Below are 13,734 nucleotides of genomic sequence, written 5' to 3'. Positions count from 1 at the left end.
TTTTGCTAAATACTTAGTAATTTGGCAAAAACTGATGGTAACTAAACAGGATAATCATCATGAATAAACTTATTTTAAAACCATTACAGAAACACAAAATTTTCATTATTGTAGGCTTCTTTTCAGTTATGCTAGCAGGAGCGTCGCTATCCGCAGAGCAAGATTCCCCACAACGACAAATGGAACGTGACCAGGGAGTAGAATCAAAAAGGCAAATTAAAGAGCAAAAATCACGACCACTTTATAAGGCAAGTGTATTACGTGATAGAGAAGTTAAAAATTCAGAAGGTGAACAGTTAGGTAGAATTGCTGATTTAGTTTTCAGTAAATCAGGAAAAGTGAAATATGCTGTTTTACAGCATGGAGGAACACTCGGTATAGGAGGAGAAATGACTGCTGTTCCCTGGAATACACTTCAAATATCTGAAAAAGGAAAATATTATATCTTAAATGTTAGTAAGGAACAGCTAGCTGATGCTCCAACATTCAGTGAAGAAAATTGGCCTACCCATGCTCAGTGGACTGTTAATCAGACCTACTCAAAGACAGAGAGTACGTCACAGCAATTTACATTTATGAACCTTGACAAAGATCAAGACGGTTATGTTAGCAAAGATGAAGCTAAAAAATATCAAGTGCTAAACACTAAATTTAATCAAATAGACCAAAACAGGGATGAAAAGATTGATCGCTCTGAATTCAGCGCTTTTGAAACTATAGAAACAGAAGAACGTGGAGGGAATAAAGAAAGACAGCCTAACAAGCAACAATAACTTCAACCAATGGATAAAGAACTTGAATAGTCTCTCCTTCTAGAAACATTTTTATATTTTATATAGGGCTTACGCAAAAGGCCTGGAGTCGTCATGCCCGCAATTTTTTAGGCAGCAATTAGGTTCTCGCCTACGCGATAATGACAAACTGCGTAAGTCTATTATATTAATCACGCATTAGCCGAGCGATTTCTTTAATCGCTCGGCAGGAGAAGGTTTGTACTTTTTACGTTTTAATTCGCTGTAGAAAAAGCATTTGTTTTAGATAAGATATTATCAGGTGCACTATCACAGTGGCTTAGCACCAATTGAGGTGGATCGACCGAAAAAATGAAAGGAGCTGCCCTTTGAAGAGCGCTTAACCCTAAAATATGACGTGTTCTTCCTGGAAATACCGCAGCTTCAACATCCCGAAGCCAACAATTTTTTCCGAGACGAATAGCGCTGACTGAGTACACCGGCACTATCATTTCTCTACCATCTGCTAAAATACCTCTTAGGTCTTTTACATAACGAATGCGTTTCTCCTGCTTAAGCACAGCAAGCGTTTCTTCATTAATGGTGAGATAACCTGAACCAGTATCCACCATAAGCTCCACCGTTCCATAACCACTAATATTTCCTTGAATATAATAGGTAGCAGAATCTTTTCCTTGCATGGAGATTATGGTATCAAATTCATTAGCTTCTATATGATGAACCGGGACACCCAACCATAAAACCACAACAAGCCCGATAAAAAAGCGCTTCATACTAATTTTCTCCTCACAGCTCTGGTTGGGGCAGGTTTCAGCACCACTATGAATAATAATCAAAAACTTATAGAACAAGCACACTTTAGCAGTCAGCCCAACCTACATTCTATTTAAAAAATATCTAAAAACATAATCTATTGATTTATATAAAATTACTAAGAAAAAGCTTTGTTTTCTTGACTTTTTTTAACCAGTATACTACGGAGGTATAGGTTACTCCAACTCCTGCTAGAGGGTAGCGGCACAGGCAGGTGAATACTTATAGTGCTGAAAGAGACTAATCGTCATTTCCGATCACTGCCTCTAAATACCTATGAATAAAGTATGAGGTGTTGTAGGAGCGAACCAGTGATATTCTGAAAACCCGCTTTTCCTTCCTGAAAAAAGAGTTTGATGCGCACCCTTCCTGGCGCGCCCCCTGAGAACATCCTCCGGATGTTCCGATTTGCTCCCGGCGAATCGGTGTGGGGATTTCCCTGTCCCCTAGCTTCACGCTATTGGCTCACTCCAGAAATACTTCAAAACTTTTACTGAGATGCTTAAAAAAAGATCATTTTTTTAAGAAAAATATAAAACAAAATACTCTTTTACTTCTATACTTTAATTTAGGTAACAAGATAGGAATAGGAGGGTAGAATGTTTGGTTGGGCAATAACTTTTTTAATCGTTGCAATCGTAGCAGCTCTTCTAGGTTTTACGGGAATAGCTGGAATTGCTGTAGAGATTGCGTGGATTTTATTTATCGTAGGACTTGTCTTGTTTGTAGTCTTTTTAATTTTAGGACGACGGCGTTCTCCACCACTATAGGGAAATTGAAGATTACTTAATCACCCATGGGTATATCTGTTGGTATGTCTAGATAACGAATTTTCTATTATCCAGGGCAAATTACAGTTGAGACGAAATTTGCCCTGGATAATCATTTCTGCACTACTCTCTTAACTTTATTAAAAGATTTTAATTCAATGCTCCATTCTGTCTAAACATAATAAAGCCAATCGGATCAGATCTGCCTGAGTCTTAACTTGAAGTTTTTTCATTACTTGCGCCCGGTGATTCTCAACTGTTTTAAGGCTAATCCCTAATTCGAAGGCGATCACCTTGTTCAGCCGCCCCTTTACCACCAGTTCCATGACTTCCCATTCCCGTGGAGTTAACCGGGCCATCCGTGCAATAATTTCTTCCTGCTTTTTTTTATTTTCTCGGGCATACTGATCCTTTTCCATACATGCCCAGAGACGTTTTAGTAATACTGATTTTTGCCAAGGTTTCGTAAAAAAGTCGGCTGCGCCCCCATGGATAGCCTCTACCGCCTCTGGGACTGTCCCATGGGAGGAAATAAAAAGGATAGGCAGAAAACTATTCATATCCCGCAATTGTTTCTGAAGCGATAAACCACCCATCTTGGGCACGTGGACATCAAGTAGCAGACAACCTGGGCGCGCAGGATCAAATTCATCCAAAAAAGATTCAGCCGAAAAATAGGTTTTAATCTCCCATGCTGTCGAGGTGATCATCCGGCGCAGTGCATGCTGCGCCTCCTTATCATGATGGACAATAAAAACATTCGTCTTTTGGATATCATGCAGCTCTAGCAGTGGCTTACCAGGGTCATTAATAACATTCCCTAAACACTGATCCTTCATACCCATGCAAAACCTCCTACCTCATTTGGGGAAACCTTTTAGCATTGCATTCACCAAGAATGCCTACCTAATGATTTCAGAGCAAAATAGATGCCGCATTGATATATATCAAAATCAAATACTTATAAACAAAATAACAAAAAACATTAGAAATTATGTCTCTATAAAGAGACACTCTTAGATGAAAATTAATACTCAATAAAACAGGAAGTAGATTTAAAAAAAGGCTGGGTAGGGCTCTAACCCTTAGGGGTCTTGCTTTCGGCGAAGGGTGGAACAAGCAATGAACGAGGGTCTCACCATTAAGCGTTTAAATTTCGGTGGGTACAGCGCTAACACGCCTTAATCCCCTACTTGCAAAAAGGGTTTTCCAACAGCTTCTTATCTTCAGAGTCTTCTGGTTAGGGAAGAAGCATATCATCAGGCGGAGCGGGACAATCAAAACTTGCGCAGCCAATGACAACTTATGGATACTTATTCACCAACTGTCCGTTCAATTTCTTAAAAAAATTCTTGTCCGAATAGCGTAAACTATAAGGCTTATAACTCAATCTCTTGAACGAACTTCAAGCAAACGCCTCTGAGTTATTTCTATCTCTTCTTCAATCTGCCGTAATAACAACCTGGTCTCCTCCGGGATCTCCTGCCTTAATGCTAGTTGTACAAGTGTCTTTAATTCTTCTTCCTCTTTTTGCCGGTCATTTAATAAGATGTTACGCTCATCATCAGATAAAGCTACTTTTGTATGGGTAATAATTTCTTCTAATATTTGTTTCTCCGGATCTATGTCGCTCGGCAGCCCCCCTAACTTACGTATATGTGACTCCAAGCGTGCTACCCAGTTCTTGCGCTGTTCTGCCAACTCCTCAAAAAGATGGACCAAAAGAAGATCATCGGTAAGACTCAATACTTTTTTATAGTCACGCGCAATATCCTTGCATTTAAGAATAACTTCATCAAGAGCAACCTCTCTATCATCTAACCACATCGCTAATTCCTCAACAATGGCTCTCATTTCCTGAAATATACAGCTTTGACATCCTTCCCGCCCTAAAAGAGGGGAATTCCTTCCGCAAGACGGCGATGCCCCGCCGCGAGAATGTTCATGGCTGCGTTCACGTCTCTATCGTGATGCGCCCCACACCCAGGGCATGACCATTCTCTTATTCCAAGACCGGCCCTACCTCTCGGACTACCGTTGCTGATACAGCCACAGCACGAACAGGCTTGGGTAATGTACGCTTCGTTGATCTCTACAAACCCGGCTTGCATCGCTTTCGATTTATAATCAAGCTGAGTTTTCAGCATAAACCCGCCCGCATCTAAAACAGATTTAGCCCTTTTAGTTGTAGCAAGGCTGGAACTGCTGACATTGCCCACAACTATTAATGCATTCTCACGAACCACTTGTGTCGTGAATTTATGGAGGGCGTCTAAACGCCTATTTTTGATCTTGGCATGGTAGGAATAATCCGCCGTGATTTCATTAGCCGCATTCCAAACCTGATTGACTTCAAAGGCCATGCGCTCAAGGACTGGCTTATGCTTATCCTTGACTCTGACTTTCAGGGTTTTTATGTTGGCCTTAAGTTTCATCACTTAATATTAACAGAACCGCCCTACATCCCCTCCCTGAAGGAAGGGGCTTTGGGCGGAATTTCGGCAAATCTAGCCCCGCTCCTTCCTGGGAAGGACGTTCACCAGTCTGCGTGGGTCCACCCCGGACCCCCGGCCCCTGCTCATCCTTGCCGCCAACAGTCTAGTCACGCTGACCCAAGTCCAACGGGGTTCCTTCTAAATGGGAACTACTATAACTGATGAAAGAATACTTCCAACTCTAGTCTAAAATTTACTTATACACTTACATAATCAAACACCAAACTACTGCAAGGATTACACCAACACTCTTTCTAAGGAGGTAATTTATAAATTAATTGCTATATTAGATATGACAGCTAAAATTATTATTCTAGGATATTAGTATTATTTGCAACGCCATCTCTAATATAAGCTTAAACGGCACAAAGAATTAGGAAATATAGTTATGTCTACCAAAGAAGCCCTTATAGACAAGTTCAAAGCACAACTAAAGCAGATAGATGCGGAGATGGACAAGTTAAAGGCTGTATCCGAGGAAGCCGCCGCTGATGTCAAGCTCAGGGAAGACAAAGAAAAGCTATTGTCTACCTTACAAGAAAAGCGCAACGCGTTCGAAGCAAAGATAGAGCAAATTTCCCGCTCTTCTGAACAAGCTTCGGATGATCTAAAAAACGATCTTGAAAAAACTTGGCAGGACCTTAAGAGCGCTGTCCATCGGGCAACACAATGATGCTTTATATAAGTATTTTCAGCCATGCTTCTGTCGAGGAGGATTGATGAGTCCCTTATTCCTTGAATCGGTGATAGCTTTACTAGGAGGAATACTCATCCTCGTTCGGCCACAGATTTTAAATTTTGTGGTCGCTATTTACCTTATCCTGGTAGGGCTATTGGGTTTACTGCAACTATAAGTGCATGAAATTAAAATAATTTTTAAAAAATACTTCACAGAAGGAGAAAAAATGAAAACGAAGCTTATCATCATGACCTTTCTATTCGCATGTAGCGTTTGGTTAATCGGCTGTGAGCAAGAGGGGCCGGCTGAAAGCGCCGGTGAAAGAATTGACCAAACAATGGAGGAAGCAGGTGAGCGCTTAGAGGAAGCTGGCCAGGCTGTAAAGGAAACCACTGAACAAGCCTATGAAGCTACTCGAGAACGCTTGGAAGAAACAGGTGAAGCCGCACAAGAAACCACCGAACAAGCACTTGAAGAGGCGGGGGATACGGCAGAAAAGACCGGTGAGGCCATTGAAGAACGGACTCAATAGGCTTCCCAAAAAAATTTTATTGTGGGCTCGGCCTGAAATGGCCGTGCCCACAGGTATCACTCGCCCTAAACAATCTATGCGGAAGCGCCCAATTGGTTAGGAATGGAACTCTGCTCCAATGACCTGCAGGGCTTGTGGTCGTGTGCGAAAAACAAGTGGGGAACGTAAAGCAATAACCTCTCCATCCAGGGCTACATATAATCGTCGTTTAGCACTTCTAATAATGAGTTCCTGTACATGGCGCTCTTCAAAAGCCGGATCTTGCTGAATGGGCCGAAGAAACGCCTTTGTCGCCATCATGATAAGGCTTTTCCGGCTAACTCCAGGGGTAAATAAGACGCTGAGGCAACCCTGCGCTAGGCCATTCTCCCGAACCAAAGGTAAGGGTTTAGAAGTGTAAGGATTATTACCAATAAACACAAAGGGCACCCGAACCGATTGGAATCCCGTTGGCAGAGAGGCCAGTCGTAGATCGAGGCGAGGCAAACGCCACAACACGGCCAAAAGAGCATAAACCATTGCCGGCATCTTGGGTAATCCTAACCGGCGTCGTAGCATCTCACGCAAGCGCACCGCGCGGACGTAGATCCCTACGGAGGCGTTATTGATAAAGGTATATCCATTGACTTCAGCCACATCGACGAGTATTCGAGCACCTTTCGCAATGACCTTAACCGCCTCATCTAATATGAGAGGAATTCCTAAAGTACGGGAAAAATGATTAAACGTCCCTAATGGTAGTATTCCTAGGGTTATAGAAGTCTGGGAAAGAGCGCTCGCTGCTGTTCTAAGTGTTCCATCACCCCCCCCAACAACTACGGTAGTAAACTTCCGACGACAAATCTCATTCAACACCTCTGTCAACTGCTCAAGATTCACCCAATAAAACTCAGCCTCTAAGTGGTGTATAGCAAAGAGCGTCTGCAAATGGTCTCGGAAAGAATCTGAAGATAAAGATAAACCCTGTCCAGAAGAAATATTAATGACTACCGCTAGCTGCGAGTGCATAGAAATATAACATTTCCTCGTATATAATTTACAAAATTATAGTGCCCATAAAATAGATCGCGCTGAATTTAGTGCTTTTTAGACCCAATCAAAAAATCAAACGACTGTACGCTTTCCCAGGCTACTAGAGAGAGCTTTAATAAAGAAGTTATAATGTCTTTCTACTGCCTCAAAGTCATCTCTTTCCAAAGATAATTTTATACAACTTGCACGCACCCTCTCAGCCTGTAGGTGCAGCGCTTCACCATCTTCTCTACGTTCAATAGTAAAAGCTATTTTAGTTATCGTTTTCAGAAAATGAATCACAACAGGGACACTATTAATTCCCGATTGACGAATCGGATCAAATGCGGAGGCACTGATGGTGGAAAAGTTAGGTCGATTAAGAACTAGGCGGACTGTTCCCTGCCCATCCCGAAGGTAAGGTTCTGGAAGGGCTCTTTTAGCTAGTAACGCCAATCCAGCTCCAAGGTGATCCAAACAAATGTTAGCGGTAAAGGGATCATTAATCCCAGGCGAAAGTGCCCGAACAGCCACTTGTACCAACTGCCGAATCTCAAATTCTACATCTTGCTCAGATAGAGCCCGCCTGCCAATAAAAATAGCAGTATGCACCTGTTCTTCTACCTTCTTATCGGGGCACTTGGTTGCCCACACTTTTGCTACAAGGGAACCTTCAACTATAAAATCCCCTGGCCGATGTTCAACTTGGATTGTAACATTATTATGAGTAGCCAACTCTACTAAGCCATGCTTATCAATGCCTTGTATATAGCCACTATTTGGGGCCATAACTAAATAGCATTCCTCCGGATATTCAAAAACATCTTTAGAGTTGTTTGTAGCAGTAGATATTGGATCAGGAAAGTGACGCTCAATACTCTTACATAACCCTAACCCCGCAGTTGCGATGATATTATCGATCCGGATAGAAGCAGTGGTATTATGTATAAATATAATGAGTAGTGCTACATCAAGAAGTGCCCATGCCACAGCCAAAGTTACTGAAAGATTAGGAACATAATCAGATTTACCTTCCACATCTCGCAACACCAACAGGCAATAGATATATGTTGCAATAAAAGCGCCTAAAACAAACTGATTAAGCATATCCTGAAGAAAGTTCCGCAGCAGACTTGGACCAAACTGTGATGATGCTAAACTTAATGTCAGCATTGTGACAGAGAATAATACGCCTGCTACTGTAATCATAGAGGAGGCGATCGAAGATAACACTGCGCGGGCACCATCCACATCCCCAACGTAAATCCAACTAAACCCCCACCAAAATTTATTGATATCAAACACCCTATCCAGCATAAGTGATGCAGCACTCAGGCTAATAGCTAGCAATAACATCAAGATAGGAATAAATAAGTAGCTATCCCGTAGCTTTTCTAACAAATTCAAAAGATATGTTTTCATCTTAGTTTTTTATTCCTTAGAGTAGAGTCCTTAAATCCTTAAATCCTTAAATTTTTCCATGGGTTTAGATTTGTAAAAATTGCTAAGGTATATACCCAATTACAATACGACGAAAAAAGAATATTGCAAGTTTAGCTTACTCATAATTCCGCAAAACCAAAAATATCAAACCCTTATAGATTCCCAATCAGATATAGTTATCCCTTCCCGGCAATGGCACTGTTTTTGCTCGCTATCAAATAAAACAAAATTTGAACAGCAGTAAGGTTAAGAGAAATAGTTTATGAATATGAATATGAATATGAATATGAATAAGTTAATTTTTAATATCAAGCCACCAGGAAAAACCATAATTTTTGTATCTAGCATTGCCTTATCCATAGCCCTGCCAGGAAAAGTTCTGTCCGCAAATCAGGATTTGGAGCAACAACAGAAAACCAATACCCAGGAGCAAGCTCCTGAACAAACGTTACCGAAAGACGCCTATAAGGCAAGTGAATTGATTGGAAAATCGGTGAAAAATCGGAGGGATGAAGACTTAGGAGAAATTAATGAATTAGTTATTGATGAATCGGGCCAAATAAAGTATGCGGTCTTATTCCATGGAGGAGGACTACTCGATATAGGAGCAAAAATGACTGCTGTGTCCTGGAAATTGCTTCAGCTATCTCCTGAAGGAGATCACTATATCCTGAACATGGATATAACTAAAGAACAGCTATCTGATGCACCTACCTTTAATGAGGATAGTTGGCCCACAGAAGCGCAAGTAACTGAGTTCAGCGCTTTCGAGAGCCAAGAAACCGAAGAACCTGAAACTCAGTAAAGTGTCTAGCAACCCCAAATAACGGAAATTACGGTTGTGCAACGTAATATTCAACACTAAAGAGGAATAAATCCATGAATAGGAAAAAATTATTTAACCTTATTTCGATTTCTGCCGCTGCTCTCTCCTTTATGCTAGCAAATACGGCATTCTCTGCCGGTCAGGGAATGGAAGAAGGCCAGCAACAACAAACATTCTCAGGGCTAGACCAAAATCAGGATGGTTATATTAGTGAAGAGGAAGCGAGAGATTGGCGCACACTAAGCTCAAAATTTGATGAAGCTGACAGGAATAGCGATCAGAAAATTGATAGATCCGAGTTTAGTGCCTTTGAAATCATGGAGGAGGAAAAATCCATGCGCCCTCAGGAAGAAGGCCAGCCTAGTGGAGGAGGCTATGGAGGTAATTAATTAACAATTATATTTATTTGTGTGACAAGGAAGTCACACAAATAAATTCCATAGCTATTTATTTAGATCTTAAGGTCTTAAAGTAAAAAAGGAGATAATTATGGCTATTAATTGGGATCAAATTAAAGGTAATTGGAAACAATTCAGTGGAAAAATTAGACAACAATGGGGTCAATTAACCGATGATGAAATTGATGAAATTGCAGGTAACCGAGATATTCTTGTAGGCAAGTTACAAGAACGTTATGGCATTGGTAGGGAGGAAGCAGAACGCCAGTTAGAAGACTTTACAAACAGCTTATAGTGGAAAGTATGGAAACTTTATTACTCATCTTGATAGTGCTATTGATTGTGGGTGCTGCTCCAGCATGGCCTTATAGTAGAGGCTGGGGTTATTATCCGAGTGGAATATTAACTCTTATTTTGATTATATTGCTTGTTTTATTATTATTCTAGCGAGCTGCTATAAATTTCACCCGCAGCCTCTCTATCTCTAGAGACTGTTGGAGAATCCTTTATGACTAGGGTGAGCTGAGTGCAGCGAAACTAACCACTTAAGCAAACGAGGATATCCGAAGAATACCCGCAGAAGGTGCACATCGCTGCGCTCTGCCCACCCTACAAAACTCCTGCTCAAGTAAGGAAGTGGATACGCGTAGCAAAACCCCCCGCTAATTGTTATTTCCCCTAAAACAAAATATTTAGCCGCGAATTAACGTCTAAGAGCGCAAATATTTCAATAGCTTAAAGACAGGAAAGCGTTGGTCCGTCAGAAAATCATTCAAGTTTGTTCATTCACTCCACATCTGGGGGTAAACCCTTATTTACTTCTAAACTCCACCCCCTAAGATTTTAATCATACAGCCTGCACTTATCTCTGAGCCTGTAAGTTTATTTATTATAGATAAACTAAGGATCAATCGCGTTTTCTCCCGAAACATCTATCGACAGACACCTAGTTCACAATGAAATATAGTGGAATCAAACAAATAGTGGGAACGTCCAAAGGGATGCGCAGCTTGTATAAAGCTATAAAGAAGGTAGCGCCTCTGGATGCAACGGTATTACTATATGGTGAAAGTGGTACAGGAAAAGAATTAGTTGCACGCGCAATACATGGTCTCAGCAATCGCCATAAAGGGCCCTTTCTTCCAGTGAATTGTGGAGCTTTGTCCAGTGACCTGTTAAACACCGAGTTATTTGGCCACGAAAGAGGTAGTTTCACAGGAGCTGTCCGCCAGCATCAGGGATACTTTGAGCGTGCTAACGGCGGGACTCTTTTCCTCGATGAAATTACAGAAATGCCCTCTAACTTTCAGGTTTATCTGCTACGCGCCCTGGAAACAGCCACTTTTATACGAGTTGGAGGCTATCGGGAAATTAAAACAGACATACGATTTATTGCCGCAACAAATATTGATCCCTGGCAAGCGGTCGAGGCAGGTAAACTACGTCATGACCTATTTTTCCGATTAACAGAATTCCCAATCCATCTTCCTCCGTTACGTGAGCGAGAAGAAGACGCTATATTACTGGCACAGTATTTTCTTGAGGGTTTTAATGAAATTTACAAAGAGGATAAACGGCTCACAAATGATGCCTTACAATACATTTCTAAAAATAGTTGGCCTGGGAACATACGAGAATTACGGCATGCTATTCACCATGCTTTTATTCTGGCAGATGATGAAATAGATGATAAGGATTTTCATAAGAGGCCATTTCAAGATAATAACGGCTACCAGGAAAATTTTGTTCACTCCTTAGTAGGCTTACCCATTGAAGAAGTGGAAAGAAACCTCATACTTGCTACACTAGAGCATTTTAAAGGGGATAAGAAACAAACAGCGCAATGCCTTGGTATTAGTTTAAAAACTCTTTACAACCGCCTTAACCTTATTAGAAATACCGGCAGAGAAGAAGACCAAAATAAAGTAGTCAATTTTTTCAATTAAAGCCCTTACCTACGTGCATTCACCCTGTACTAGTCGCAACAGCCTCACCTCGGCTCCGTCCTTGTGCTTTAACACCTTTAAAAATTCTTTTTATTTCATCGGCATCAAGAGTCTCCGTTTCGATAAGCGCTTTAGCTAGCGCCTCCAACTTGTCACGATGTTTTTGCATCAAATTCTCTGCTTTTCTTTCTACTTCATCGAGAATACGCCGAATTTCATCATCAATGAGTTGCGCTGTCTGCTCACTAAAATCCCTCTGTTGGGTCAGCTCCCGGCCCAGAAAAACATGCTCCTCGCCACGCCGAAAAGCCGCTGCCCCAAGTTTGTCGCTCATTCCCCATTGACAAACCATGCGGCGTGCTAGTTGAGTGGCTTGCTTAAGATCAGATTCAGCGCCTGATGTCACATCGCCAAAAATAATTTTTTCCGCTACGCGTCCCCCCAACATCACCCCAAGACGATCAAGCAAATAACTATGTTTCAAGTTGTGCCGATCCTCTTCCGGGACCTGTTCCGTTGCCCCTAAAGCCATACCATGGGGAATAATCGTTACCTTATCCAAGGGATCGGCCTCTGGCAATAACCAGGCCATCAAGGCATGACCTGATTCATGGTAAGCAACAAGTTTTTTCTCCTCCTCACTCAGTATCGTCTCTCGCTCAGCGCCTAACACAATTTTATCCCGGGCAAGATTCAGCATATCCATATCTACTTTTTTCTTCCGCTCCCGCGCGGTCAATAAGGCAGCCTCATTGACTAAATTGGCGAGATCGGCGCCTGAAAAGCCTACCGTGCGCTTAGCGATAACCTCCAAATCCACATCTTCCGCTAGAGGCACTTCCTTGGCATGGACTTCCAGAACCTTTTGGCGAGCTTTTTTGTCGGGAAGTTCAAGAATAACTTTACGGTCAAACCGTCCCGGCCGAAGCAAGGCTGGATCGAGCACGTCAGGACGATTAGTAGCAGCCAAGACCACCACATTCTCCTGGGCTGCAAAACCATCCATCTCACCTAAGATCTGATTTAAGGTCTGCTCCCGTTCGTCATGGCCACCCCCTAGTCCTGTTCCCCGTGCTCGTCCCACAGAATCAATTTCATCAATAAATAAAATCGAGGGAGCCTCTTCTTTGGCGGCCTTAAACATATCCCGTACCCGGGCTGCCCCTACCCCCACGAACATCTCTATAAAGTCTGATCCGCTGATACTATAAAAAGGCACTCCCGCCTCGCCGGCGACTGCCTTAGCCAAGAGAGTTTTTCCCGTTCCTGGGGGACCCATAAGAAGAATACCTTTAGGAATTTTGGCGCCTACTTCTTTAAATCGCCCTGGATCTTTCAAGTAATCGACGATTTCGTGAAGATCGCGCTTAGCATTTTCCACCCCCGCAACATCCTCAAAGGTAATACCTGTACTCCCTTCACGAAAACGCTTTACCGGAGCCTTACCAAAACCAAAAGGCCCACCGCGGGCCCCTCCTCCCATCATCCGTTGCTGCATCTTATAGGAAGCATAGAAAATTAGCCCCAATATTAAGAGCCAAGGCAACATTCCAATGATAGCCTGCGCCCACAAGGAGGTTTCTTGGCTCTCTGCCCGCACTGTGACCCCTTGCTGTTCCAATAAACTCATTAGCTCTGGATCCTCAAAGGGTGGCCTCGTCGTGGAGAATTTTTTCGCTCCTATTCCTTCACCCTCTGCCTGTGCATCCCTATAGGTTCCGGTATAGGTTCCCGCAATTCGTTGCCCCTCTAGGGTGACCTCTGCGATCTGCCCTTGGCGCAAGGCTTGCTTGAATTCTGTATAGGTGATCTCATCCACTGCTTGGCGATTCGCACTACCCAACCAGTACATGAGAAAAATTATCACCAAAATCATCCAGAGCAGATAACGCCAGTTAAGGGAGGGCTCTGGTTGAGGTGGGTAGGATTGCTTTTCATTATTCATAAGCAACTCCTATCAGGAATAGGGAAATAATTGTCACTGGACGCTGCCCACAAGCTTGTTGCAAATAAACTTTCAGTCCCATTCATTATAAACTTAGCATATTGTAGCCACCAGGATCGATGAA

Annotated in this window: 17 protein-coding genes; 10 read left to right on the top strand and 7 right to left on the bottom strand. The window is 42.3% G+C overall.

Annotated features, from left to right (window positions below; all coding sequences use genetic code 11):
• Positions 1–59 precede the first annotated feature (59 nt).
• Entirely contained in the window at positions 60–773 is a 714-nt protein-coding gene (locus NHAL_RS07795; protein ID WP_013032626.1) for a PRC-barrel domain-containing protein, read from the top strand.
• Positions 774–1,006: 233 nt separating this feature from the next.
• Here NHAL_RS07795 and NHAL_RS07790 read toward each other — a convergent pair whose 3' ends face one another.
• Positions 1,007–1,525, bottom strand: a complete 519-nt coding sequence (locus NHAL_RS07790) for a retropepsin-like aspartic protease (protein ID WP_013032625.1) — start codon at positions 1,523–1,525, stop codon at positions 1,007–1,009.
• A gap of 639 nt (positions 1,526–2,164) precedes the next feature.
• On the opposite strand from NHAL_RS07790, the gene NHAL_RS20305 reads away from it, so the two are divergent.
• Positions 2,165–2,335 carry a DUF1328 domain-containing protein gene (locus NHAL_RS20305; RefSeq protein ID WP_013032624.1) on the top strand — a complete coding sequence of 57 codons (171 nt, stop codon included), beginning with the start codon at positions 2,165–2,167 and terminating at the stop codon, positions 2,333–2,335.
• 155 nt (positions 2,336–2,490) lie between these two features.
• Here the strand turns inward: NHAL_RS20305 and NHAL_RS07785 are convergent, their stop codons facing one another.
• The 3 genes from NHAL_RS07785 to NHAL_RS07775 form a co-directional block, all read right to left on the bottom strand.
• Positions 2,491–3,180, bottom strand: coding sequence for a response regulator transcription factor (locus NHAL_RS07785; RefSeq protein ID WP_013032623.1), 690 nt, complete (start codon positions 3,178–3,180; stop codon positions 2,491–2,493).
• Positions 3,181–3,721: 541 nt separating this feature from the next.
• Positions 3,722–4,189 carry a DUF2383 domain-containing protein gene (locus tag NHAL_RS07780; protein WP_238985472.1) on the bottom strand — a complete coding sequence of 156 codons (468 nt, stop codon included), beginning with the start codon at positions 4,187–4,189 and terminating at the stop codon, positions 3,722–3,724.
• A gap of 35 nt (positions 4,190–4,224) precedes the next feature.
• Positions 4,225–4,770 carry an RNA-guided endonuclease InsQ/TnpB family protein gene (locus tag NHAL_RS07775; RefSeq protein WP_013032621.1) on the bottom strand — a complete coding sequence of 182 codons (546 nt, stop codon included), beginning with the start codon at positions 4,768–4,770 and terminating at the stop codon, positions 4,225–4,227.
• Between the two features lie 448 nt (positions 4,771–5,218).
• Here NHAL_RS07775 and NHAL_RS07770 point away from each other — a divergent pair, with 448 nt between their 5' ends.
• From NHAL_RS07770 to NHAL_RS07765, 3 genes are read left to right on the top strand one after another with little or no spacing between them, the layout of a single operon-like run.
• Positions 5,219–5,503, top strand: a complete 285-nt coding sequence (locus NHAL_RS07770) for a sll1863 family stress response protein (protein ID WP_013032620.1) — start codon at positions 5,219–5,221, stop codon at positions 5,501–5,503.
• 46 nt (positions 5,504–5,549) lie between these two features.
• Positions 5,550–5,684 (top strand): DUF3096 domain-containing protein, encoded by a 135-nt coding sequence (locus NHAL_RS20300; protein WP_013032619.1) that lies wholly within the window; start codon positions 5,550–5,552, stop codon positions 5,682–5,684.
• Between the two features lie 51 nt (positions 5,685–5,735).
• Positions 5,736–6,041, top strand: a complete 306-nt coding sequence (locus NHAL_RS07765) for a hypothetical protein (RefSeq protein ID WP_013032618.1) — start codon at positions 5,736–5,738, stop codon at positions 6,039–6,041.
• Positions 6,042–6,137: 96 nt separating this feature from the next.
• Here NHAL_RS07765 and NHAL_RS07760 read toward each other — a convergent pair whose 3' ends face one another.
• Together NHAL_RS07760 and NHAL_RS07755 are read right to left on the bottom strand one after the other, a co-directional pair.
• Positions 6,138–7,049 (bottom strand): diacylglycerol/lipid kinase family protein, encoded by a 912-nt coding sequence (locus NHAL_RS07760; protein WP_013032617.1) that lies wholly within the window; start codon positions 7,047–7,049, stop codon positions 6,138–6,140.
• Between the two features lie 96 nt (positions 7,050–7,145).
• Complete coding sequence (locus tag NHAL_RS07755) at positions 7,146–8,474, bottom strand: DUF2254 domain-containing protein (protein ID WP_013032616.1); 1,329 nt, start codon at positions 8,472–8,474, stop codon at positions 7,146–7,148.
• Positions 8,475–8,757: 283 nt separating this feature from the next.
• On the opposite strand from NHAL_RS07755, the gene NHAL_RS07750 reads away from it, so the two are divergent.
• From NHAL_RS07750 to NHAL_RS07735, 5 genes are all read left to right on the top strand, one after another.
• Positions 8,758–9,300 (top strand): PRC-barrel domain-containing protein, encoded by a 543-nt coding sequence (locus NHAL_RS07750; RefSeq protein WP_013032615.1) that lies wholly within the window; start codon positions 8,758–8,760, stop codon positions 9,298–9,300.
• Positions 9,301–9,374: 74 nt separating this feature from the next.
• Positions 9,375–9,710 carry an EF-hand domain-containing protein gene (locus NHAL_RS07745; protein WP_013032614.1) on the top strand — a complete coding sequence of 112 codons (336 nt, stop codon included), beginning with the start codon at positions 9,375–9,377 and terminating at the stop codon, positions 9,708–9,710.
• 100 nt (positions 9,711–9,810) lie between these two features.
• Positions 9,811–10,014: a CsbD family protein gene (locus tag NHAL_RS07740; protein ID WP_013032613.1), complete on the top strand. Its 204-nt coding sequence runs from the start codon at positions 9,811–9,813 to the stop codon at positions 10,012–10,014.
• Between the two features lie 8 nt (positions 10,015–10,022).
• The gene (locus tag NHAL_RS20295) at positions 10,023–10,166 is read left to right on the top strand and encodes a DUF3309 domain-containing protein (protein ID WP_083761377.1); all 144 of its coding nucleotides are present in this window, start codon (positions 10,023–10,025) and stop codon (positions 10,164–10,166) included.
• Positions 10,167–10,675: 509 nt separating this feature from the next.
• Complete coding sequence (locus tag NHAL_RS07735) at positions 10,676–11,665, top strand: sigma-54 interaction domain-containing protein (protein ID WP_013032612.1); 990 nt, start codon at positions 10,676–10,678, stop codon at positions 11,663–11,665.
• 19 nt (positions 11,666–11,684) lie between these two features.
• Here NHAL_RS07735 and ftsH read toward each other — a convergent pair whose 3' ends face one another.
• Positions 11,685–13,610: an ATP-dependent zinc metalloprotease FtsH gene (ftsH, locus tag NHAL_RS07730; RefSeq protein ID WP_013032611.1), complete on the bottom strand. Its 1,926-nt coding sequence runs from the start codon at positions 13,608–13,610 to the stop codon at positions 11,685–11,687.
• Between the last annotated feature and the right edge of the window lie 124 nt (positions 13,611–13,734).

This window comes from Nitrosococcus halophilus Nc 4 (genome assembly GCF_000024725.1).
GTDB lineage: Bacteria > Pseudomonadota > Gammaproteobacteria > Nitrosococcales > Nitrosococcaceae > Nitrosococcus > Nitrosococcus halophilus.
This window is presented reverse-complemented; position numbering and strand designations above follow the sequence as displayed.

Bases quoted from the DNA above. Each gene is read 5' to 3' on its own strand.
- NHAL_RS07795 (WP_013032626.1), top strand. From the start codon at position 60: ATGAATAAACTTATTTTAAAACCATTACAGAAACACAAAATTTTCATT.
- NHAL_RS07790 (WP_013032625.1), bottom strand. From the start codon at position 1,525: ATGAAGCGCTTTTTTATCGGGCTTGTTGTGGTTTTATGGTTGGGTGTC.
- NHAL_RS20305 (WP_013032624.1), top strand. From the start codon at position 2,165: ATGTTTGGTTGGGCAATAACTTTTTTAATCGTTGCAATCGTAGCAGCT.
- NHAL_RS07785 (WP_013032623.1), bottom strand. From the start codon at position 3,180: ATGGGTATGAAGGATCAGTGTTTAGGGAATGTTATTAATGACCCTGGT.
- NHAL_RS07780 (WP_238985472.1), bottom strand. From the start codon at position 4,189: ATGAGAGCCATTGTTGAGGAATTAGCGATGTGGTTAGATGATAGAGAG.
- NHAL_RS07775 (WP_013032621.1), bottom strand. From the start codon at position 4,770: ATGAAACTTAAGGCCAACATAAAAACCCTGAAAGTCAGAGTCAAGGAT.
- NHAL_RS07770 (WP_013032620.1), top strand. From the start codon at position 5,219: ATGTCTACCAAAGAAGCCCTTATAGACAAGTTCAAAGCACAACTAAAG.
- NHAL_RS20300 (WP_013032619.1), top strand. From the start codon at position 5,550: ATGAGTCCCTTATTCCTTGAATCGGTGATAGCTTTACTAGGAGGAATA.
- NHAL_RS07765 (WP_013032618.1), top strand. From the start codon at position 5,736: ATGAAAACGAAGCTTATCATCATGACCTTTCTATTCGCATGTAGCGTT.
- NHAL_RS07760 (WP_013032617.1), bottom strand. From the start codon at position 7,049: ATGCACTCGCAGCTAGCGGTAGTCATTAATATTTCTTCTGGACAGGGT.
- NHAL_RS07755 (WP_013032616.1), bottom strand. From the start codon at position 8,474: ATGAAAACATATCTTTTGAATTTGTTAGAAAAGCTACGGGATAGCTAC.
- NHAL_RS07750 (WP_013032615.1), top strand. From the start codon at position 8,758: ATGAATATGAATATGAATATGAATATGAATAAGTTAATTTTTAATATC.
- NHAL_RS07745 (WP_013032614.1), top strand. From the start codon at position 9,375: ATGAATAGGAAAAAATTATTTAACCTTATTTCGATTTCTGCCGCTGCT.
- NHAL_RS07740 (WP_013032613.1), top strand. From the start codon at position 9,811: ATGGCTATTAATTGGGATCAAATTAAAGGTAATTGGAAACAATTCAGT.
- NHAL_RS20295 (WP_083761377.1), top strand. From the start codon at position 10,023: ATGGAAACTTTATTACTCATCTTGATAGTGCTATTGATTGTGGGTGCT.
- NHAL_RS07735 (WP_013032612.1), top strand. From the start codon at position 10,676: ATGAAATATAGTGGAATCAAACAAATAGTGGGAACGTCCAAAGGGATG.
- ftsH (WP_013032611.1), bottom strand. From the start codon at position 13,610: ATGAATAATGAAAAGCAATCCTACCCACCTCAACCAGAGCCCTCCCTT.